At 73.1% G+C, this 21339-nt stretch carries 15 protein-coding genes and 1 pseudogene; 7 read left to right on the top strand and 9 right to left on the bottom strand.

The window, feature by feature from the left end:
* Positions 1–4: 4 nt before the first annotated feature.
* The 6 genes from ACQEVZ_RS28295 to ACQEVZ_RS28270 all read right to left on the bottom strand — a co-directional run bounded on the left by ACQEVZ_RS28295 (position 5) and on the right by ACQEVZ_RS28270 (position 11038).
* The gene (locus ACQEVZ_RS28295; RefSeq protein WP_433371909.1) at positions 5–970 is read right to left on the bottom strand and encodes a TAXI family TRAP transporter solute-binding subunit; all 966 of its coding nucleotides are present in this window, start codon (positions 968–970) and stop codon (positions 5–7) included.
* On the bottom strand, positions 967–1383 hold the full coding sequence (locus ACQEVZ_RS28290; RefSeq protein ID WP_344501174.1) for a roadblock/LC7 domain-containing protein: 417 nt from the start codon (positions 1381–1383) through the stop codon (positions 967–969). The genes ACQEVZ_RS28295 and ACQEVZ_RS28290 overlap by 4 nt, the downstream gene beginning before the upstream one ends.
* Positions 1384–1388: 5 nt before the next feature.
* Complete coding sequence (locus ACQEVZ_RS28285; RefSeq protein ID WP_433371905.1) at positions 1389–4103, bottom strand: sensor histidine kinase; 2715 nt, start codon at positions 4101–4103, stop codon at positions 1389–1391.
* A 152-nt stretch (positions 4104–4255) separates the two neighbouring features.
* On the bottom strand, positions 4256–4642 hold the full coding sequence (locus ACQEVZ_RS28280) for a hypothetical protein (protein ID WP_433371902.1): 387 nt from the start codon (positions 4640–4642) through the stop codon (positions 4256–4258).
* An 88-nt stretch (positions 4643–4730) separates the two neighbouring features.
* Positions 4731–10478: a pullulanase-type alpha-1,6-glucosidase gene (pulA, locus tag ACQEVZ_RS28275; RefSeq protein WP_433371899.1), complete on the bottom strand. Its 5748-nt coding sequence runs from the start codon at positions 10476–10478 to the stop codon at positions 4731–4733.
* A 104-nt stretch (positions 10479–10582) separates the two neighbouring features.
* Complete coding sequence (locus ACQEVZ_RS28270) at positions 10583–11038, bottom strand: MarR family winged helix-turn-helix transcriptional regulator (protein ID WP_344501170.1); 456 nt, start codon at positions 11036–11038, stop codon at positions 10583–10585.
* 84 nt (positions 11039–11122) lie between these two features.
* Here ACQEVZ_RS28270 and ACQEVZ_RS28265 point away from each other — a divergent pair, with 84 nt between their 5' ends.
* The 4 genes from ACQEVZ_RS28265 (at position 11123) to ACQEVZ_RS28250 (ending at position 14688) form a co-directional block, all read left to right on the top strand.
* The gene (locus tag ACQEVZ_RS28265) at positions 11123–11536 is read left to right on the top strand and encodes an HAAS signaling domain-containing protein (protein ID WP_433371896.1); all 414 of its coding nucleotides are present in this window, start codon (positions 11123–11125) and stop codon (positions 11534–11536) included.
* A 530-nt stretch (positions 11537–12066) separates the two neighbouring features.
* Positions 12067–12612 carry a hypothetical protein gene (locus ACQEVZ_RS28260; protein ID WP_433371893.1) on the top strand — a complete coding sequence of 182 codons (546 nt, stop codon included), beginning with the start codon at positions 12067–12069 and terminating at the stop codon, positions 12610–12612.
* 37 nt (positions 12613–12649) lie between these two features.
* Positions 12650–13117 carry a T3SS (YopN, CesT) and YbjN peptide-binding chaperone 1 gene (locus tag ACQEVZ_RS28255; RefSeq protein WP_433371890.1) on the top strand — a complete coding sequence of 156 codons (468 nt, stop codon included), beginning with the start codon at positions 12650–12652 and terminating at the stop codon, positions 13115–13117.
* A gap of 20 nt (positions 13118–13137) precedes the next feature.
* A complete protein-coding gene (locus tag ACQEVZ_RS28250) occupies positions 13138–14688 on the top strand; it encodes an aldehyde dehydrogenase family protein (RefSeq protein WP_433371887.1) in 1551 nt (516 codons plus the stop codon).
* Positions 14689–14750: 62 nt separating this feature from the next.
* Here the strand turns inward: ACQEVZ_RS28250 and ACQEVZ_RS28245 are convergent, their stop codons facing one another.
* Positions 14751–16034 (bottom strand): MFS transporter, encoded by a 1284-nt coding sequence (locus ACQEVZ_RS28245; protein WP_433377027.1) that lies wholly within the window; start codon positions 16032–16034, stop codon positions 14751–14753.
* Between the two features lie 65 nt (positions 16035–16099).
* On the opposite strand from ACQEVZ_RS28245, the gene ACQEVZ_RS28240 reads away from it, so the two are divergent.
* From ACQEVZ_RS28240 to ACQEVZ_RS28230, 3 genes are read left to right on the top strand one after another with little or no spacing between them, the layout of a single operon-like run.
* Entirely contained in the window at positions 16100–17083 is a 984-nt protein-coding gene (locus ACQEVZ_RS28240) for a GlxA family transcriptional regulator (protein WP_433371884.1), read from the top strand.
* 39 nt (positions 17084–17122) lie between these two features.
* On the top strand, positions 17123–18886 hold the full coding sequence (gene ggt, locus ACQEVZ_RS28235; RefSeq protein WP_433371881.1) for a gamma-glutamyltransferase: 1764 nt from the start codon (positions 17123–17125) through the stop codon (positions 18884–18886).
* 60 nt (positions 18887–18946) lie between these two features.
* Complete coding sequence (locus tag ACQEVZ_RS28230) at positions 18947–20167, top strand: RNA polymerase sigma factor (RefSeq protein ID WP_433371878.1); 1221 nt, start codon at positions 18947–18949, stop codon at positions 20165–20167.
* Here ACQEVZ_RS28230 and ACQEVZ_RS28225 read toward each other — a convergent pair.
* A complete protein-coding gene (locus ACQEVZ_RS28225; protein ID WP_344501161.1) occupies positions 20156–20800 on the bottom strand; it encodes a LysE family translocator in 645 nt (214 codons plus the stop codon). The two genes, ACQEVZ_RS28230 and ACQEVZ_RS28225, sit on opposite strands and share 12 nt — an antisense overlap.
* Before the next feature lie 51 nt (positions 20801–20851).
* Positions 20852–21277, bottom strand: a pseudogene (locus ACQEVZ_RS28220) (GNAT family N-acetyltransferase); the annotation flags it as partial.
* Positions 21278–21339: the final 62 nt, after the last annotated feature.

Below are 21339 nucleotides of genomic sequence, written 5' to 3'. Positions count from 1 at the left end.
ATAATCAGCCGCTGCCGTAGAACCGTGCGGCGCCGGGGTGTAGCGGTACAGGATCGGTGGTCACGGCGCCCGCTTTGTCGTAATTGGCGCCCTCAGGATGTACGCGGCTCAACTCGACCTGATAGTCGAACAGGATCTTGGTGAGGTCGTACGCGAGCTGGTCGGGCATGTCGGGCGACACCAGCAGGAGGTTGCCGATCACGATCGTGTCGACGTCCGCCGGCGTGTCGTAGGTGGACTTGGGGAGCTTGCCCGCCCCGTACACCGTGCCGTAGCGGAACGAGAGCGGCTTGAGCAGCTCGTCGAGCGGCAGCAGGGAGAACTGCCCGGGGGCGCTGGCCAGCAGGTCGGCGATGCCGGGCGTGGGCAGGCCGCCGGTGAAGATCAGCGCGTCGGTGGTGCCGGCCAGCATGCCCTTGGTCGTCTCCGGCAGGGACAGGCGCTGCCGGACGATGTCGGTGTCGGGGTTGATCCCGCCCGCGAAGAGCAGCCGGCCGGCGAAGACGTCGGCACCGGAGCCGGCGGAGCCGGTGGAGATCCGCTTGCCGCGCAGGTCGGCGAACTTCGTGACGCGCAGGTTGTTGCGGACCACGACCTGGGCGTAGCTGCGGTACAGCCGCCCCAGCGCCACGACCTTCTGCGGCCGGCCCTCGAAGGCGCCCTTGCCGGTCACGGCGTCGGCGGCGGTGTCGGCGATGCTGAACGCGACGTCCATGTCACCGGTCGCGACGCGCGTGATGTTCTCGCCGGAGGCGCCGGTCGCCTCGGCGCGTGCCTCGTAGCCGGGCACGTGCTTGGTGATGAGGTCGGCGTAGCCGCCGCCGAACTGGTAGTACACGCCGGTCGTGTTGCCGGTGGCGATGTAGATCCGCCCGCCGTGCCACAGGCCCGCGCCGGCGCGGGGTGGCGCCGTCGAGCCGCAGCCGGCCAGGAGGGCGCACACGAGCAGGACAGCCGCGAGCCGCCTCACCGGAGCATCGCATCCCGCGGGAGGGGGTCGAGCGCGTCGGCGACCCGGTGGACGAGCATGGCCGTCTCGTAGCCGACCTGGCCGAGGTCGCAGCCGGGGGCGGCGAGCACGCCGAGCAGCGCGCGGTCGCCGACCGCCATGACGATCATGACGCCGCCGTCCATGTCGACGATGGTCTGGCGGACCTGGCCGGCCTGCATCACGCGGGCGGCGCCGAAGGTGAGGCTGGCCAGCCCGCTGATGACGGCGGAGAGGTGGTCGGCCTGGTCCACGGGCAGGTCGGCGGAGCAGGCCAGGCGCAGCCCGTCGCCGGAGACGGTGATCGCGTGCGCGACATCGGGGACCTGCCGGGCGAAGCTGGCCATGAGCCAGTCGAGCTGGCCCGCGCCGGTCGGGTTCTGAGCGTCTGGCATCGCCATCATCGGTCCTTCTGTCCAAAGGTTGCGCTGTGGGTCGCGCTGTTGAAGCCGCCCGCGCTGGTCCGGCGGGCAGCGGCCGAGACACCTTCCGCGAACGCCGACAGCCGGGACCGGACGGCGTCCGGGTCGACCGCGTTGCTGCGGGTGGTTTGCGGCTCCGGGTCGGTCACTCCTGGTGCGAGCTGCGCTCCTGGGCGGCGGCGGGGCAGGCCGTCCTCGGTGGAGCCCGGGCCGCCGAGGGGGCTGGACGGGCCCCCCGGCCGTGGCGGCCAGGCACCCGGGGAAGGCGGTGGCGGGACGGACGGGACGGGTGGCCTGGGGGTGTCGCCACCGCTGCTGAGATAGGGGCGGAACCATGGTGCGGGCGCCCCGGACGGAGCCGGCTGGTGTTGCTGCGGTACGCGGGGCCGCCCCAGCGGCGCGCCGACCGTCGAGGGCACGACGACCGGCGGCGGCCCGGGGCGGGGCGAGGCGGACACGGGCACGCCCGAGATCGGCGCCGCCGACACCGGCGCAGGAGACACCGGCGCGGACACAGCGGACGAAACGGACGCAACGACGGCCGGCGCGGAGAAGACCGGCGAGACCGGTGGAAACGGCGGAAGTGCCGCAAGCGGGGGAGCCGACGGAACGGCGGCGGGGGGCGCGGACACGGCAGCGGCAGGGGCTGAGGAGGCGGCGGCCGGTGTCAGCGCCGGCATCCGCTCCAGGGCTCGGTGCGGCAGCGCCACGTAGGCGACGGTGCCGCTGCCGGTGGCGTGCAGCTCCACCCGGATCCGGTGCCGGGCGGCCAGGTGCGACACCACGTGCAGCCCCATCGTGCCGGCCGCCGCGCTGCTCAGCGTCGTCGGCGTCGCCAGCCGCGAGTTGATCTCCGCGAGCCGGCGCGGCGCGATGCCGATCCCGCTGTCGTGGACGCGGATGATGGCGCCGTCGACCGTGGGCCGGGCGTCGACCCGGACCTGCTGCGTCGGCGGCGAGAACGTCGTGGCGTTTTCGAGCAGCTCCGCCAGGAGGTGGACGAGGTCACCCACGACCGGCCCGGTGATCGCCAGGTCGGTGGGCTGGACCTCGACCCGCTGGAAGTCCTCGATCTCCGACGCGGCGGCCGTGATGACCGCGCCGATGCCGACCGCCTGGGTCGCCGGCCGGCCCGGCTCCCCGCCGGAGAGGACCAGCAGGTTCTCGCCGTTGCGGCGCAGGCGGGCCGCGATGTGGTCGAGGGCGAAGAGGCGGGCGAGCACGTCGGGGTCGGTCTCGTCGCGCTCGAACTCGTCGAGGAGCCGCAGCTGGCGGGTGATGAGGGTGCGGATGCGCCGGGCCAGCACCTCGGCCATCCGTGACACGTCGACGCGCAGCTCGGCCTGCTCGCCGGCGAGGCGCAGCGCGGTGCGGTGGACGGTGGCGAACGCGTCGGCGACCTGGCCGATCTCGTCGTTGGTGGCGGCGATGCTCCGGGTGGTGGCGGCGGCCGAGGTGCCGGTCGGCATCGGTGCGCCGGCCGCGACGGAGTGGATCACGTCGGGCAGCTCCTGCCGGGCGACCGTCAGGGCCGCGGCACGCAGCCGCCGGAGGCGCCGGGCCGTCCGTACGGCCAGGGTGATCGCGATCGCGAGGGCGGCGAGACCGATCACGGCGGTGCCGATGAGGGTCGCCCACGCGCGCCGCTGGGCGGTGACGGCGATCTGCTCGGCGCGCCCGTCGAGCCGGTCCGACAGGTCGAGGCTGACGATGTTGAGCCGGCGGATGACGCCGGACTGCGCCACGAACCACGTGTCGGCGTCGACCTTCAGCCCGGCCGGGTCCTGCTCGGCGTTGCGGGCGGCGGCGCTGAGCTTGTCGGCCTTGTCGACGTCGAGGCCGCGGATCTCCTGGTCGTACACGGTGCGCCCGGCGCTGGTCGCGGCCCGCTGGAACTCGGCGGCCCGCTGGTCGCGCGCGCCCCGCAGCTCCGACATGGCGCCCAGGTCGCCGGGCTCGACGGCGCCGCGGGAGAACACCGCGCGCAGCAGGTCCCGCTCGAGGGCGGCGTAGTGCTCGACGGCCGCGACGGCGGCGACGGCCCGGGCGGCGTTGGCGAGCTCGATGTCGGCGATCTGCGCCGGCACGGCGTCCGCGATCGCCAGCAGGGCCTCGGCGAGCGGCCGGTACACGGGGTCGGTCATCAGCGTGATCGCGGGGTTCGTGTCGGCGGCCTCGCGGGTGGCGCCGAGCCGGCTGTAGATCTCGTTGACGGCCCGGACGGACCGGTCGAGTTCGGGCACGGCCTTGACCGCCGCGCGGCTGTCGGCGAGGTAACGGGCCGCGGCCTGGTCGGTCCGCCCGCGCTGGGCGACGACGAGCGACATTCCGGCCTTGCCGCCCCGTTGCCGCAGTGCCGCGGTCTCGGCGACCTCGCGCTCCAGCTCGTGCACGAAGCTGACCGCGCTGGTCGCGGTGGATGCCAATGTACGAGCTCGCGCCGCGTCCCCGGCGGCGGACGTGGCGGTGGCGGCCTGGGCGGTGCTGAGGACGGCGAGCCCGATCATCGCGACGACGATGGGGGCGAGCAGCTGCGTGCGGACCGACCGCAACCGGCTGGGCCGGGTCGCGCCGCCGCGCCGGTGCCCGGCGACCGAGGTGTCAGGCGCGCCCGATCGGCGCTGCCGACCGCCGCCGCCGATCGCGCGGGGCGAGTCGGTGCCGGTCGCTCGGGAGGGGCTGCTGCCTGCCAACCGTCATCCCCTACCGGTGGCGGGGGAGCACGCTGTAGCCGGAAAGCTCGTTAAGGAACACGAAAGGGCACGCTACTGGAAAGGTGCTTCCCCGATAAGTCTTCATTCGCCGAACGGCGGCCGTCACAAGCCAAACGGCCCGCCGTTCGCGACTACGTGTGACGGCGCCGTCGCAGTACGAGGAAGGCGACCGCTCCGGCGATCACGACGACGCCGCCGAGGCCGATCCACCCGGTCGACCGGCGGCTGGTCTCGGTGGTCGCGGGGCTCGGGCTTGAGGTTGCCTTTACGCTCGGCGCGGGCTCCCCCGGCGTGCCGGCGGCGGCGGTCGCGGACGGCGCGATGGACCGGCCGGTCGGTTCGCGGAGCGTCGGCAGGTCACTCAGCGCCGGCAGCGTCGACGGCGGCGCGCCCGGCTCGATGACCGCCGGCGGCCCGGGCAGCGGCGGCCCGGGTGGCGGCGACGGCTTGCCGGTCGCCCCGGCCAGCAGCGCGACCAGCAGCAGCCCGGCGGCGGTGAACGCCCGATGATGCCTCACACCGGACAAAACGGCACCGACCGCCCAGCCTTGAGGCTTTTCGGTGATCCGGTAGACCCGCGCGAGGTCTACCGGATCATGGAAACGGTCAGGCGGGCCGGACGAAGACCGAGACGGTCCGCCCAGGGACGGTGAACGTGCCGTGGGCGCTGTCGAACGTGGCCTGGCGGGCGAGCGGGTCCGCCGAGGCGGCCTGCACCGGATGGAGCACGAACCGCCCACCCGCGTAGGCGCCGACCGTCTGCGTCGCGGCGGCCGGGCCGGCGTTGAAGACCACCACGATCGTCTGGAACCGCTGGTCGAGGCCGCGGGCGTCCAGCGTCATCGTGATCACGCCGGGCGTCGCGGACGCGCCGGACAGCGGGAACGCCATCCGCTGCTGGACCTGCGTCGCGGTGCCCAGCGAGAACGCCGGCGAGCTCGCCCGGATCGTCAGCAGCTCCTGGAAGCGGGCGGCGGCGAGGTCGACGGCGGCGCAGTCGGGGACGAGCGCCGGGTTCGCCAGCAGCGGCTGGGCGTAGGTCCACTTGTCCTGGTTGTCGGCGGCGGGTGGCAGGCCCGCGCCGAAGCCGTTGCCGGCCGCGCAGTCCCAGCGGATCTGGTTGAACCAGTCGCCGGAGTTGAACGAGTTGCGGTCCAGGGACTTGGAGCGCAGCCGGTCGGAGCCGGTGGTGACGAACCCGGTCCCCTGGCCGAGGACGGTCGTGGACAGGGCGAGCACCTGCAGCCTCGCCCGCTGCTCGGCGGTCGTGCCGGTCGGCAGCTTGTAGGCGAGGGCGTCGTAGAGGATCTCGTTGTCGTGGGCGTCGACGTACGTGACCCCCTCGGCGGGCAGGCGCGTGTAGCCGGCGGGTGAGCCGTTGTAGTCGACCTGCGCGCCGGTGACCCGGTGGCCGGTGGAGTCGACGAACTCGTAGGCGGCGAGGTTGCCGGTGAGCCCGACCTGGATCAGGTCCTGGTAGTGCAGGAGCCTGGCCCGCTGCTCGGCCGTGGTGCCGTTGGCCGGGTCGCCGTTGGGCGCGGTGTACAGGCCGGACGCGAACCCCTGGATGCGCGGGTCGCCGTCGAACGGGCCGCCGCCGCGGACCGCGTCGCGGAGCCGGTCGTTGAAGGTGCCGATGCCGGTGCCGGCCATGTTGGCCTGGGTCGCCTGGACGAAGCGGGCGTTGTCGGCGACCTCGCCGAAGTTCCAGCCCTCGCCGTAGATGAGGATCTTCTTGCCGTCGACGCCGTCCTTGCCGAGGGTCAGCTGGTCCAGCGCGGCGCGCACGGCGAGGATGTTGGCCTTCGGGTGGTGGCCCATGAGGTCGAAGCGGAAACCGTCGACCTTGTACTGCTTGGCCCACAGCACGACCGAGTCGACGACGAGCTTGCCCATCATCGCGTTCTCCGGCGCCGTGTTGGCGCAGCAGGTGGAGTTGGCGACGGTGCCGTCGTCGAGCAGCCGGTGGTAGTAGCCGGGCACGATCTGGTCGAGGACCGAGTGCGGGTCGGTGCCGGCGGCGGTGGTGTGGTTGTAGACGACGTCGACGACGACCCGCAGGCCGGCACCGTTGAGCCCGGCGACCATCTGGCGGAACTGGCTGATCCGCGGGGTGCCCTGCGGGTCGGTCGCGTAGGAGCCTTCGGGCGTGGAGTAGTGGAACGGGTCGTAGCCCCAGTTGTAGCCGTCCTGCTCCGCGATCTGGGCGACGCACGCCTGCTGCTGGCTGGAGTCCGGCGGCAGCGTGGTCAGGTCGCACGGCGGCTGCTGCTGGTCGGCCCGCCGCTCGGGGATCGTGGAGATGTCGAAGACCGGCAGCAGGTGCACGTAGGACGTGCCTGCCTTGGCCAGGTCCCGCAGGTGTGTCATGCCGGCCGACTGGGCCTGGGCGAAGGCGAGGTACGTGCCGCGCTGCTGTGCCGGCACGGTGGTGTCGGCGACGGAGAAGTCGCGGACGTGCAGCTCCTGGATCTGCGGCCGGGCCGGCACCGGCGGCTTCTTGACCGCGGACCAGCCGGGCGGCTGCAGGGCGGCGTCGGACAGGTCGACGATCTGGCTGTGGGTGGAGTCGGCGGCGAGCGACACCGAGTAGGGGTCGGTCACCGACGCCGTCGTCACGCCCCGGACCGCGGGCTGCCAGGCGGTGACCCGGAACCGGTAGTAGCGGCCCTTCCAGCCGCGGTCGCCGGTCGCCGTCCAGACGCCGGTGTGCTCGTCGCGCTTCATCGCCGCCAGTACCGGCTGCGCTGACGGGTCGTCGAAGAGCTCCAGCGCGACGTTCTGCGCGGTCGGCGCCCACACGCTGACCGAGACGCGCCCGCCCTCGAAGTGCGGGCCGAGCTTCGCGCCGACGGCGCCGACGTAGAGGTCGTCGAGCGCCCCGGCGACCTGCACGGCGCTGGCCTCGGTGACGGCGCCGGCGGCGTCGCGTTCGACGACGACGACCTGCCCGCGCAGCGCGGTGGCCACGGCGGCGCGGTCGCCGGTGACGTGGAACGCCTGGTACGCCCACAGGTGTGGGAACTTCGCCCGCTGCGGCTCGGACAGGCCGCCGGTGGCGCGCATCGGCAGGGCCTTTGCGACGCCGACGACCTGCCTGTCGACCACCGACAGGCCGCCGTTGGGCGCGGACAGCAGCTCGTAGGAGTGCCCGTCGGTGGGCCCGGACCGCCACGCGATGGTGTCGTGGTCGACCCACACCGCCTTCGCCTTGGTCAGGTCCGTGTCGGGGGTGCCTTGCGGCGGGATCGGCAGCAGGTAGCGCTCCTGCCCGGACAGGATCCAGACCTCGTGCCCGACGGTGACGAGGTCGAGCGCCTGGTCGGCGGGCAGGTCCTTGGTGTCGCCGTTGTGCAGGATGTAGTTGAGCGTCGTGGCGTTGTCCGCCAGCGGCACCCGGAACCGCGCGCCGAACGCGTCGCTGGCTTCGGGGAGCAGCGGGGCGCCCCAGTCGGTGGGGGTCGCCGCGCCGGTCCAGACGTGCAGCCCCCAGCCGGTGTAGTCGCCGGCCGGGCGGCGGTAGTGCAGCACGGCGGTGTGCTCGGCGGCGGCGCGGGTCGGGTGGACGGTCGCCTCGCCGGAGCGCACCCAGGCCTCGCCCTGCCGGCTCGGCAGGACGGACTGGTCGACGCCGGGGTCCTTCACGTCGCCCTTGTGGACGATGAAGTTGACCGGCTTGCCCGGGTCGGTCACCGGCACGTGCCAGAAGGCGCCGTAGCTGTCGGTGCCGTCGGGCGGGCGCGGCGCGGACCAGTCGGTGCCGGTGCCGGGCGCGAGGCCGTCGCCCCACAGGTGCAGGCCCCAGCCGGTGTAGTCGCCGTCGGGCCGCCCGTAGTGCACGGCGACGGTGCCGGTGGCCGCGGCCTGTGAGGTGTAGATGGTCGCGTCTCCTTGCTTGAGCCAGATCTCCGGCGTCTTCGTCGGGTCGAGCGAGCGGTCGACGGCGACGTCCTTCACCCCGCTCGAGTCGACCACGAGGAAGCCGACGTTCGCCGCCCCCGGCTTCAGCTTGACCCATGCGAAGCGCCCGAACGAGTCCTCACCGGCGAACGGGGCGCCGGCCGGCCACGTCATCGGCGACTCGATGTCGCCCCACGCGTAGAGGCTCCACGGCTCATAACCGCCGGTCGGGCGCTGGTAGTGCACGACCGCGTAGTCGGGCGCGGCGGCGCTCGGCGGCGTGCCGACCTTCGCGGTGATTCTCGTCTCTGCGGTACGGCCGGAGCCGTCGCGCACGACCGCCTTGTACTCCAGCGCCGTGCCGGCGGGCAGCCCGTCGAGGTCGTGGGTGACGCTGTACGGCGCGGCGTGGTCGGTGCCGAGCAGCTTCCACGGGCCGTTGCCGACCTTCGCGGCGAACGTGACCGTGGCGAGGGGGTCGCCGGTGACCTCCGCCTTGACCTCGGCCTGGAACTGGGCACCGCCGGGGACGGGCTGCCCGGCGGCGGGCGCGACCAGCGTGACGGTGGGTTTCGCGGCCGGCTTAGCGATCGCGCCGCGGGCCTTGAACACCACGGTGCTCAGCGGCGGCACGTCCAGCTGCAGCCGGCCGTCCCCGGCGGAGGCGGCGATCGCGCCCGTGGACGGGTAGATCCGGTCGAAGGTGGTGCTCGCCATGGCCGTCGGGACGGTGACGGTCTGCGTGGAAGTGGCGTTGTTGGTGGCGACCAGGTACTCCACGCGCTGCTGGGGGTCGATCCGGGAGAACGCGAACACGCCCGCGCCCTGCGCCGCGTACCGGGTCACCTGCACGCCCTGTTTGAGCGCCGGGTGTGCCTGCCGCAGCTGGGCCAGGCCGGCGATCGTGCGGTAGACCGGGTGGCTCTCGTCGTAGTGCGCGACCGCGTGGGTGGTGTCGGTGCCGAGCAGGTCGTCGTCGAGGTAGTCGGGGGTGACGCTCGGGAACATGTCCTGCCGGGCGTCCTTGTCGCCGCCGGCGCCGGTGAAGCCCTGCTCGTCGCCGGAGTAGACGACCGGCTGCCCACGGGTGAGGAACATCAGCTCGTGGGCGAGCTGGTCGCGGCGCAGGTGCGTGGCGGGGTCGGTGCCGCCGCCGGCGACGAACATGCCGATGCGGCCCATGTCGTGGTTGCCCAGGAACGTCGGCAGGGTGCCCGCGGTGGTGCCGGCCGAGGTGTACAGGTCGTCCTGCGCGTACACGCCGGCGAGCCCGGCCGCGGAGCCGCCGCGGGCCGCGTAGTCGGTCGCGGCCTGCTGGAACGGGAAGTCCAGGGTCGCCGGCAGCCGCCCCTTGCGCACGTAGGTCGAGTCGAACCGCGGGTCGGCGTCGTACACCTCGCCGAACATGAAGAAGTCCCGCTTGGCGACCTTGTCGACGCCCTCGACGAACTGCGGCCAGAACTCCATGTTGACGTGCTTGGTGGTGTCGATCCGGTAGCCGTCGATCCCGGTGTCCTTGACCCAGTCGGCGTAGATCTTCGTCATCCCGCGGACGACCTCCGGGCGCTCGGTCCACAGGTCGTCGAGGCCGAAGAAGTCGCCGTACTCGCTGTTCTCGCCGCTGAACGTGGAGTCGCCGCGGTTGTGGTACATGAGCGGGTCGTTGAGCCACGCCGGCTTCTTGGCGGTCTTGTCCGCCTCGCTGCCGAAGACCGGGGTGTACGGGAAGGACTGCGCGTTGACCGGCGGGAAGCCGCGCCGCCCGTCGGCGAAGGCGCGGTCGTCGAACCTGTTGCCGGAGGCGTCCTTGTACGGGTAGTCCGTCTTGCTCCGGTAGGAGTACTGGTCCTGCGCGTACCGGATGACGTCGGCGGTGTGGTTGGTGATGACGTCGAGGTAGACCTTGATGCCCCGGCGGTGCGCGAGGTCGACGAGCCGCTGCAGGTCGGCCTTCGTGCCGAAGTGGGGGTCGATCTGGGTGAAGTCGGTGGTCCAGTAGCCGTGGTAGCCGGCCGAGACGTCGGCGCCGCTGCCCTGCACCGGCCGGTTCTTCAACACGGGGGCGAGCCAGATCGCGGTGGTGCCGAGGTGCTCGATGTAGTCGAGCCGGTCGATGACGCCCTTGAGGTCGCCGCCGTGGTAGAAGCCCTTGTCGGTGGGGTCGTAGCCCGAGCTCAGCCGGCCGCCGGACAGGCCGCCGGTGTTGTTGGACGGGTCGCCGTCGGCGAACCGGTCGGGCAGCACGAAGTAGAACTGTTCGGCGTGCTGCTGGGTGCCGCCGGCGAGGAGGCTGGCGATCGACGGCTCGTTCTCCCACTGGGGCACGCCGCCGGCGTAGCCGCTCGGTGTCCTCGCCTGCTCGGGCAGCGTCGGCACGCTGCCCTGCACCGCGGCCAGCGCGGCCACGGCGAAGGCCGCGGCGGCGATGGTTTGCGTGAGTTTCAGGCGCTTCATGGCGGGGCCCCCATCTCGCGGCAGGCCGTGAACGTATCGACACACAATGATCGACACAAGGCGCAGTGCCCCGCCGGGGGTACTTCAGGGTCTACCTGAGGGCGTTACTTGAGGGAGGCCGTGATCGCTTCGCTGATCTTGCGCAGCTGCTCGACCTGCTCCTCGGTGAGGGCGTCGAACAGGTGCTTGCGCACCGTCTCCACGTGACCGGGCGCGGCCGCCTCGATGGCGGCGAAGCCGACGTCGGTCAGGTCGGCGAACTGCCCGCGCTTGTCGTCGTCGCAGTCGCGCCGGCGGACCCAGCCGCGGGCCTCGAGCTTGGTGACGGCGTGGCTGAGGCGGCTGCGCGAGGACCTGGTGAGGTCGGCGAGCTCACTCATCCGCCGGGTGCGTCCCGGCGACTCCGACAGCACGACGAGGATCTCGTAGTAGGCGTGCGGCATGCCCGCGTCGTGCTGCAGCTCGCGGTCGAGCCGGTCGATCAGCTGCGTCGCGGCGGAGTAGAAAGCACGCCAGGCGAGTTGTTCCTCGGCGTCGAGCCAGCGGGTCGGTGCGCTCACATCGCTCCCTCCAGGACTGCGTGCCTGCTCGAAAAGTCTTACTGATCATGCTGGAGAGTGCCAGCTTTTCCGGACGGGGGCGCCTTGAACACCTACGATGGCCTGGTCAACGACTATCTCCACGCGGTCGAGCAGGCGCTGCAGAACGTGCCCGCCGGCCGCCGCGCCGAACTGCTCGCCGACCTCAGCGACCACATCGCCGGCAAGCTCGCCGAGACCCGGCACGCCGAGCCGCACCCCGGGTCGGGCGGCCGCCCCCACGCGCCCGAGGACGAGGTCCGCTCGATCCTGGACCTGCTCGGCGACCCGGCGGACGTCGCGGCCGAGCTGGGGGCCGCCGAGCTCCCACCCGCCCGCATCGACATCAACCCGGGCCGCAAGCTCGGCGCCCTCATCTGGGTCCTCATCACCGTGGCCATGGTGTCCCTGCTCTGCATCGGCGTCGTCCTCGCCGGCGTCTTCCTCCTCTACACCGGCCGCCACCGACCCGGGCATTGACCAACGCCTGTCGAGGAGTGTCGATCTGGCCAGCGTCGATACAGGCGGTGCCGATCCAGACTGTGCCGAACGGGCAGGCCGGTCCACGCCGGAGCTGAAGACGGCACACCGCCGGGTGTTGATCGGCGCGTGCGCGAGGCACAGAGCGCCGCCCCGGGTGCGGGGATCGGTGGAAGTCGACCGGTGCGGGCGTCGCGAACCGGGCCGTGCAGCAGCGTCGACCAAGCAGTGGACGGTCGCGGGGTCCGGCGAGACCCCGCGACCGCGGCTTGTCACCGACGCCGCCGGGCGGGACGCGCATTGCTGCGCGATCCGCCCGGCAGACCACCCGTCTGCGCCCTCCCCCTTGCTCCCCCAAGGCGAGGCAGACGTGCCGTCGGCTCCTGCTGGAACTGTCGGTGCGCGGCCACGCACCTGCTGCTCCAGACACCCCCCGTTGAAGCCTCTGGCTGGTGGGTCCAGATCAGCGTATCTAGACGTCTAGGTTCGCGCAATTGTTGATTCGAGGAAGAGTGGTCTAGATTTGCCGGGTGCGTGGCCGGCTTCTCCCAGTCGCCGATGGCTGGTATGAGTGGCGTCAGGAGCCGCCCCTGGCGCAGAGCGTCCGGGTGCGGGTCGGCGTCGCTGATGGTGGTCGGCTGGTGCTGACGGGGTTGCACATCGACGGCTCGCCGAGTGCGGACCTGCTCCGGGCGATCCCCGTCGGGCGGATCGAGGCCGCCGCCAACGCGCAGCTCGCGGTCGTCCACGAGTCGATCGACACGCCGCCGGTGCTCAATCCACGGGCGCGACCGGTCGCGCCGCCCGTCGCCGGTGACACGGGTTGGGAGATGGTCGAGCCGGTGCTGGCGGTCGCCCGTACGTCGCCCGCCGCGGCGAACCCGTCACGGGGACGGCCGGACGTCTTCTACCGCGAGGTCGCCGACGTCTACCTCGACTTCGCGCAGGACTCGCCCCGGCCCGCCTGCGACCTGGCCGATCGGCACGGGGTGCCGGTCAGCACCGCGCACCGCTGGGTCAAGGAGGCCCGCCGCCGCGGCTTCCTGCCCCCGGGGCGCCCCGGCAAGTCCGGGTGACCGGGTGACCGCGCGGTCATTCGATAGGGTGACAGGCGTGTCGATCGACGACGCCGTGCGCATCCGGGTGCACCACCTGCTCACCGACTACCTCGGCGGACAGGCGGTGCCCGCCGACCTGAGCGCCACCCCGGCCGCGATCCGCAGCGGCACCGCCGTGGTCTACCTGCGCCTGGTCGCCAACGATCCGCCGTTCGTGCGGGTCTTCTCGCCGCTGCTGCGCCGGCTGGAGTGCTCGCCGCGGCTGCTGACGGAGCTCAACGAGCTCAACGGCCGGCTCAACTTCGTCCGGCTGTTCTGGCGCGACGACTCGGTCATCGCGTCCTACGAGCTGATGGCCGAGACGCTCGACGCGACCGAGCTGAGCAACGCCCGCGACTGGGTGGCCGACGCCGCCGACTACTACGACGTCCGGCTGCACGACCAGTTCGGCGGCGAGCTGGCGTTCGCCCCGCCGCCCACGTCCCAGCACCCGGCCGACACGCCCCACGGAAAAATGTCGTAGCCCCACGGCAAGATGGGGGCATGAGCAAGCTCCTCGTCTCCACCGTCGGCGGCAGACCCCTCGACGCGCCCGGCGACGCCCGCTTCCGGTCCGTCGACCCGGCCCACCTCGACCAGGTCGTCGCCGAGGTCGCCCTCGCCGACGCCGACACGTTCGTCGCCGCCTGCCGCTCCGCCCGCCGCGCGCAACGGGACTGGGCCGACGTGCCGGCCCCGGTCCGCGGCCGGGTGATCGCCAACCTGGGCCGGCTCGTCGAGGCCAACTTCGAGGCCCTCGCCGCGCTCGTGACGCGGGAGGTCGGCAAGACGACCGCCGAGGCCCGCGGCGAGGTCCAGGAGATCGTCGACACCTGCGACTTCTTCCTCGGCGAGGGCCGCCGCCTCTACGGGCAGACGGTGCCGAGCGAGATGCCCGACAAGCAGCTGTTCACGTTCCGCGTGCCGGTCGGGGTCGCCGCGATCATCACGGCCGGCAACTTCCCGGTCGCGGTCCCCAGCTGGTATCTGGTGCCGGCCCTGCTGTGCGGCAACGCCGTCGTGTGGAAGCCGGCCGAGTATTCCGCCGCCTGCGCCGACGCGTTCGCCCAGCTCATCCGGCGCGCGGGGGTGCCCGACGGGGTCTTCGACGTGGTGTTCGCCGACGGGGCGACCACGTTCGAGGGCCTGGACCGGGCGCTGGAGGCGGGGCTGGTCGACAAGGTCGGGTTCACCGGCTCGTCGGAGGTCGGCGCGCGGATCGGCGAGCTCGCCGGCCGGCACCTGCAGAGCGCCTGCCTGGAGCTCGGCGGCAAGAACCCGATGGTCGTCACCGAGGACGCCGACCTGGATCTCGCGGTGCACGGCGCGCTCTTCGCCGGGTTCGGCACGGCGGGCCAGCGCTGCACGTCGCTCGGCACGCTGATCGTGCAGGAGAGCGTCCTCGAGCCCTTCACCGCGAGGCTGGAGGAGGCGATCGCCGGCGCGCGCATCGGCGACCCCTCCGACCCGTCGGTGCTCTACGGCCCGCTGATGACCGACCGCTTCGCCGCGCGCTTCGAGGAGTTCCTCGGCTGGATCGAGGACCACCACCGGCCGGCGGGCCCGACCGGCAGGATCAGCGCCGCCAACCCGCGCGAGGGCTTCGTCGGCGACCCGGAGCGGGGCCTGTTCTACCATCCGGCGCTGGTCCACGGTGTACGGCCGGAAGACAAGATCTTCCAGCAGGAGACCTTCGGTCCGCTGGTCGGTGTGACGTCCTACGGCACGCTGGACGAGGCGGTCGAGCTGGCCGACGCGCCCGGCTACGGGCTGTCCGCCGCGATCTACACCACCGACCCGCGCAAGGCGTTCACGTTCCGCCGCCGCACCCGCGCCGGGATGGTCAGCGTCAACAACTCCACCTCCGGCGCGGAGGCGCACCTGCCCTTCGGCGGCAACGGCAGGTCCGGCAACGGCAGCCGCCAGTCGGGCGTCTGGGTGCTAGACCAGTTCACCCGCTGGCAGTCGATGAACTGGGACTACTCCGGCCGGCTCCAGCGCGCCCAGATGGACACGCTGGAGATCACCCCGGACCTGGACTTCCGCCTGGGCTGACGGTCCCGCCGAAGCACGGCCGTCACGCCGAAGCAGAGCCGTCACGCCGAAGCAGGCCGCCGCTACGCCGCGGCCACCGCGACCGGCGCGGGCGTCACGACCCCGCGCCGGGTGCGCAACAGCAGCAGCGACAGGCCGGCCGCGGCGATCGACAGCCCGCCCGCGACGTACCAGGCCAGGTCGTAGTTGCCGAGCCGGTCGCGCAGCAGACCGGTGCCCGTCGCCGCGATCGCCGCGCCGAACTGGTGCGACGCGAAGACCCAGCCGAACACCACCGGGCCGGACGCGCCGAAGTACTCGCGGCACAACGCGACCGTCGGCGGGACCGTCGCCACCCAGTCGAGGCCGTAGAAGAGGATGAAGACGACCATGCTCGGCCGCACCGTGGCGGCGAACAGCGCCGGGAGCACCAGCAGCGACGCGCCGCGCAGGGCGTAGTACCAGCCGAGCAGGACACGGCTGTCCATCCGGTCGGTGAGCCAGCCGGACGCGATCGTGCCGACGATGTCGAACAGGCCGACCAGCGCCAGCAGCGACGCCGCGACCGGCTCGGTCATGCCGTGGTCGTGCGCGGCGGGGATGAAGTGGGTGCCGATCAGCCCGTTGGTGGTGGCGCCGCAGATCGCGAACCCGCCCGCGAGCAGCCAGAACGCGGGCACCCGGGCGGCACCGCGCAACGCGCCCAGGGCCCGCCGCGCCGCGCCACCCGTCGCCGGCGGTACCGGCGCCGCATCTGCATCGGTGGCGCCATAGGCGGTCACGCCCAGGTCCGCCGGGTGGTCGCGCAGCCGCCAGAGGACGAGGGGCACCACGACCAGCGCCGCACCGGCCACCGTCAGCGCGGCGGCGCGCCACCCGTGGCTGTCGACCAGGAGCGCGAGCAGCGGCAGGAACACCAGCTGGCCGGCCGCGCCGCCGGCGGTGAGCACGCCGGTGACCAGGCCGCGCCGCTTGACGAACCAGCGGCCGGTGACCGTCGCGACGAACGCGAGCGCCATCGAGCCGGTGCCGAGGCCGACGAGCACGCCCCACAGCGCGATGAGCTCCCAGCTGTGCCGCATGAAGACCGTCAGCCCGCTGCCGGCGGAGACGAGCAGCAGCGCGTACGCCACGACCCGCCGGATCCCGAAGCGCTCCATGAGCGCGGCGGCGAAGGGCGCGGTGAGGCCGAACAGGAGCAGGTTGATCGACACCGCGAGGGAGATGGTCCCCAGCGACCAGCCGAACTCCTCGTGCAGCGGGTGCAGCATGACGCCGGGGGTGGCCCGGAAGCCCGCCGCGCCGACCAGCGCGACGAACGCGACCGCGGCGACCAGCCAGGCAGGGTGGGGTCGTTTCACGGTCATCATCCTTCTGGCTCCGGTACGCGCGGACGAGTGGCCCGGAAGCCATAGTGCGCAAGAATTGGGCCATGGGTAGGCATCTGGTGGCCGTCATCGCGCTCGACGGGGTCGTGGCGTTCGACCTCGGCACCCCGTCGCAGATCTTCGGCGCCGCCCGCGGGGACGACGGCCACCGCAAGTACAAGATCCAGGTCTGCACGCCGGGTGGGCTGCCGGTGCGCAGCGCGGCCGGCTTCCAGGTGCTGCCCGAGCACGGGCTGGAGATCACCGAGCGGGTCGACACCGTCGTCGTGGCCGGAATCCACCGCGGCGGGCCAGTCGAGGACGCCACCCTCGACCCGTCCGTCGCGGCGGCGCTGCTCGCGGCGCACGCCCGCGGGGCCCGGGTCATGTCGATCTGCACCGGGGCGTTCGTGCTCGCCGCCGCCGGCCTGCTCGACGACCGCCCGGCGACCACGCACTGGGGGTGGGCCGACCAGTTCCGGGCGCTGTACCCGCAGGTCAAGCTCGACCCGGACGTGCTGTTCATCGACGACGGCGACGTGCTCACCTCCGCCGGGGTCGGCGCCGGGGTCGACCTGTGCCTGCACGTGGTGCGCACCGACTTCGGCAGCGAGGTCGCCAACCGGGCGGCGCGGCGCAGCGTCGTGCCGCCGTGGCGGGAGGGCGGGCAGGCGCAGTACATCGAGCGGCCCCTGCCGCGGCTCACCGACACCACGACCGCACCCACCCGCGAGTGGGCGTTGCGGCGACTCGCCGAGCCGCTGACGCTGCAGGACATGGCCGCGTACGCCACGATGAGTGTGCGCACGTTCACCCGGCGTTTCCGCGAGGAGACCGGGGTGAGCCCGGCCCGGTGGTTGCTGCAGCAGCGGGTCGACCACGCCCGCGGGCTGCTGGAGAGCACCGACCTGGCGGTGGAGCAGATCGCCCGCCGGTCGGGGCTCGGCACGGCCGCGTCGCTGCGCCAGCACCTGCAGACCACGATCGGCGTCGCTCCGAGCGCATACCGCCGCACGTTCCGGGTTGTGCCCGACGCCCAGGGGCGGTAGGCAGGAGGAGCGATCGCCGTCGATCCTCCGGGAGGCACCATGCGTAGGCTGCTGTTGATCCCCCTTCTCCTCGTGCCCCTGGTGGGCGGACCCGCGACACCCACCCTCGCCTCGTCCACCGGCCCCACCGCGACCGGGCACGGCGGCGCGGTGACCTCGGTCGACCCGACGGCCACCGCGGTCGGGCTGGACGTGCTGCGCCGCGGCGGCAACGCGGTCGACGCCGCCGTCGCGGTCGCGGCGACCCTCGGCGTGACCGAGCCGTTCTCCGCGGGCATCGGCGGCGGCGGGTTCTTCGTGTACTACGACGCCCGCAGCGGCAAGGTGTCCACCCTCGACGGCCGTGAGACCGCGCCGCAGTCGATGACGTCCACGGCGTTCGTCGACCCGGCGACCGGCCAGCCGTACGCCTTCCAGGAGGCGCGGGTCAGCGGCATCTCCGCCGGCGTCCCCGGCACCCTGGCCACATGGGACACCGCGCTGCGCCGGTGGGGCAAGCGGTCCCTCGCCACCAACCTGCGCCCCGCCAGCGAGGTCGCGCGCCGCGGCTTCACCGTCGACCAGACGTTCGCGACCCAGGTCAGCGACAACAAGGCGGCGTTCGCGCAGTTCACGCCGACGGCGGCGCTGTTCCTGCCGGGCGGGCAGCCGCCGGCGGTCGGCAGCACGTTGCGCAACCCCGACCTCGCCGCGACCTACGACCTGGTCGCGCGCCGCGGCATCGACGCGTTCTACGGCGGTGAGGTGGGCCGCGACATCGTGACGGCCGTCCAGCACCCGCCGGTCGCGGCGAACCCGTCGGTGCCGTGGCAGTACCAGATCCGCCCCGGCGGCATGACCCTCGCCGACCTGCGCGCCTACGAGGTCCGCCGCCCCGAGCCGACGCACATGGTGTACCGCGGCTATGACGTCTACGGCATGGCCACCCCGTCCTCGGGCGGCTCCACCGTCGGCGAGGCCCTGAACATCCTGGAGCGCTCCGACCTGGGCCGGCTCGACGGCACGCAGGCCCTGCACCGCTACCTGGAGGCCAGCGCGCTCGCCTTCGCCGACCGCAACCGCTACGTCGGTGACCACACCCCGCGCCCGCTGCTCGAGTCGCTGCTGACCAACGACTTCGCGGCGTCCCGCGCCTGCCGGATCGACCCGCTGCACGCCGCCACGAAGCCGGTGCCGCCCGGTGTACCGGGTGCCTCCTGCGCGACCACGGCGGGTGGAGCGACGGCGGACTTCGGCAAGTCGACGACCAACCTGACCGTCGCCGACAAGTGGGGCAACGTCGTGGAGTACACGCTCACGATCGAGCAGATCGGCGGCAACGGCATCGTCGTCCCCGGCCGCGGCTTCCTGCTCAACAACGAGCTGACCGACTTCAACTTCACCAACACCCAGGCGCCGGCCGACGACCCGAACCTCCCCGCCCCCGGCAAGCGCCCGCGCAGCTCGATGGCCCCGACGATCGTCCTGCAGCACGGCCGCCCGTTCCTGGCCCTCGGCTCCCCCGGCGGCTCGACCATCATCACCACCGTCCTGCAGATCCTGATCAACCGGATCGACCTGGGCATGACGCTCCCGCAGGCCCTGGCCGCGCCCCGCGCCACCCAGCGCAACACCGCGGCCGTGGTCGCCGAGCCCGCCTTCATCTCGGGCCCCGGCGTGGCGCTCGGCACCCTCGGCCACACGTTCACCCCCATGGCCGAGATCGGCGCCGCCACAGCGATCGAGTTCCTCCCCCGCGGCAAGCTCCTCGCCTGCGCGGAACCCGTCCGCCGGGGCACCGGCTCCGCCGGCACCGTCCACTGAGCCCGCGACGGCGGCGCCGCCCTCGTACAGGGCGGCGCCGCCGTGGGATCGTTGTTCTCCGTGAGTGTCGGGGTCGAGGAGGAGCTGCGGCGGCTGGCGCCGCAGGTGCTCGGGGTGCTGGTCCGGCGGCACGGGCAGTTCGACGCCTGCGAGGACGCCGTGCAGGAGGCGTTGCTGGCGGCGGCGCTGCAGTGGCCCCGCGAGGGGGTGCCCGAGCAGCCGCGCGGGTGGCTGATCACGATCGCCTCGCGGCGGCTGACCGATCAGTTCCGCAGCGAGGACGCGCGGCGCAGGCGTGAGTTGTCCATCGCCGTTTCACATGAAACCTCGGACCCGCCTGACATTTCCGACAAAGATGACACGTTGCTGCTGCTGTTCCTGTGCTGCCACCCGTCGCTGACGAGCGCGTCGCAGCTGGCGCTGACGCTGCGGGCCGTGGGCGGGCTGACGACCGCGCAGATCGCGCACGCGCTGTTCGTGCCGGAGGCGACGCTCGCGCAGCGCATCAGCCGGGCCAAGCAGAAGATCCGGGCCGCGGGTGCGGGGTTCAGCATGCCGCCGCCCGCCGAACGCGCGGGCCGCCTCCAGGTCGTGCTGCAGGTGCTCTACCTGATCTTCAACGAGGGGTACACCGCCAGCTCCGGCGACGACCTGCACCGGCCCGAGCTGACCACCGAGGCGATCCGCCTGACGCGGGAGGTGCACCGGCTCCTGCCAGACGACGGCGAGGTGGCCGGGCTGCTCGCGCTGATGCTGCTCACCGACGCCCGCCGGCCGGCGCGCGCCCTGCCGGACGGCACGCTGGTGCCGCTCGCCGAGCAGGACCGCGCGCTGTGGCACCGGCCGGCGGTGGCCGAAGGCGTCGAGCTGATCACGCGGACGCTGCCGAAGGGGCCGCCCGGCCCGTACCAGCTGCAGGCCGCGATCGCCGCGATCCACGACGAGGCCGGGTCGGCGGCGGACACCGACTGGCCGCAGATCCTCGCCCTGTACCAGCTGCTGGAGCGGGTCGCGCCGAACCCGATGGTGACGCTCAACCGGGCCGTGGCGGTGGCGATGGTGCAGGGGCCGGGTGCGGGCCTGCGCCTGCTGGAGTCGCTCGACGCCGACGAGCGCCTCGCCAGGCATCACCGGCTCGCCGCGGTCCGCGCGCACCTGCAGGAGATGTCCGGCGACGCGGCGGCGGCGCGCTCGTCGTACGAGCTGGCGGCCCGCCGCACGACGAGCCTGCCCGAGCGGCGCTACCTGCTGTCGAAGGCCGCCACGCTGTCAAACGGGTAGCGGCCGGGCCTTGTCGGTGGCGAGCTTGACCGCGATCAAGCCGAGCAGCGTGCCCGTCACGTACCGCTGCAGCCGCAGCCACACGGGACGCTTGGCCAGGAAGACCGCGATGCCGCCGGCGGCCAGGACGATGCCCGCGTTGACCACCATGCTCACCGCGATCTGCACCCCGCCGAGCATGAACCCCTGCGCCATCAGGTGCCCGGCGCGCGGGTCGACGAACTGCGGGATCAGCGACGCGTACATGATCGCGGCCTTGGGGTTGAGCAGGTTGGTCATCAGCCCCATCGTGAGCAGCTTGCGCGTCGAGTCCGGCGGCAGCTCGACCTGCGTGAACACCGACGTGCCGCCGGGCCGGACCGCCTGCCACGCGAGGTAGGCGAGGTAGGCCGCGCCGGCCAGCTTCACCGTCGTGTACAGCGCGGGGACCGTCGAGAACACCACCGACAGCCCGGCCGAGGCGAGCGTCAGGTAGACGAGGAACCCGGCGGCGACCCCGGCGAGCGAGATCATGCCGGCCCGGCGGCCCTGGGAGATGCTGCGGGAGACGAGGTACATCATGTTGGGCCCCGGCGTGAGCACCATCCCCAACGCCACCAGCGCGACCCCTGCCGCCGCCCCCACCGTGATCATGTTCCTCACGGTGTCAGGCCCGGTCGGTGCGGGTCGAGAGCCAATCGGCGGTCAGAGGCTCTTCACCCAGCGCCGCCACTCCTCCTGCGGCGCGTAGCCGGCCGCCGCCCACACCTGGTGCGCGAGGGTGTTGTCCTCCAGGACCATCGCGTCGACCCGCCAGGCGCCGAACCCGCGGAAGCGCTCCTCCGCCGCGGCCAGCAGCCGCGCCCCGATCCCCTGCCGACGCCGTTCGGGGTGCACCGCGAAGCGGTACAGGTGACATCGCCACCCGTCGAAGCCCGCGATGAGCGACCCGACGATCTCGCCGCCCGCCACCGCCAGCAGCAGCGCCGACGGGTCCCGCGAGAGCAGCGCCTCGACGGCCGCGGTGTCGTCACCGCCGCGGTTCGTGCCCTCCGCCGCGATCTTCCAGAAGGCCAGCACCGCTGGGACGTCCTCGGCGGCGGCGCTACGCAGTTCGATGTCCACGCCGCCGACCGTACTGGCTGAGGGTCGCCGGCCGGCGGTCGTTTCTCACGCGGAGCCGGCGGCCGGCT

This window comes from Dactylosporangium sp. CA-152071, from assembly GCF_050936335.1.
In the GTDB taxonomy this organism is placed as follows: Bacteria; Actinomycetota; Actinomycetes; order Mycobacteriales; family Micromonosporaceae; genus Dactylosporangium; species Dactylosporangium maewongense.
The sequence above is the reverse complement of the archived record's forward strand: the minus strand, read 5'-3'. Positions and strand labels throughout refer to the sequence as shown.

What these genes read in the sequence shown, in the direction of transcription:
- ACQEVZ_RS28225 (WP_344501161.1), bottom strand. Translation starts at nt 20,800, where the DNA reads ATGATCACGGTGGGGGCGGCGGCAGGGGTCGCGCTGGTGGCGTTGGGG.
- ACQEVZ_RS28290 (WP_344501174.1), bottom strand. Translation starts at nt 1,383, where the DNA reads ATGCCAGACGCTCAGAACCCGACCGGCGCGGGCCAGCTCGACTGGCTC.
- ACQEVZ_RS28245 (WP_433377027.1), bottom strand. Translation starts at nt 16,034, where the DNA reads ATGACCGTGAAACGACCCCACCCTGCCTGGCTGGTCGCCGCGGTCGCG.
- ACQEVZ_RS28250 (WP_433371887.1), top strand. Translation starts at nt 13,138, where the DNA reads ATGAGCAAGCTCCTCGTCTCCACCGTCGGCGGCAGACCCCTCGACGCG.
- pulA (WP_433371899.1), bottom strand. Translation starts at nt 10,478, where the DNA reads ATGAAGCGCCTGAAACTCACGCAAACCATCGCCGCCGCGGCCTTCGCC.
- ACQEVZ_RS28240 (WP_433371884.1), top strand. Translation starts at nt 16,100, where the DNA reads ATGGGTAGGCATCTGGTGGCCGTCATCGCGCTCGACGGGGTCGTGGCG.
- ggt (WP_433371881.1), top strand. Translation starts at nt 17,123, where the DNA reads ATGCGTAGGCTGCTGTTGATCCCCCTTCTCCTCGTGCCCCTGGTGGGC.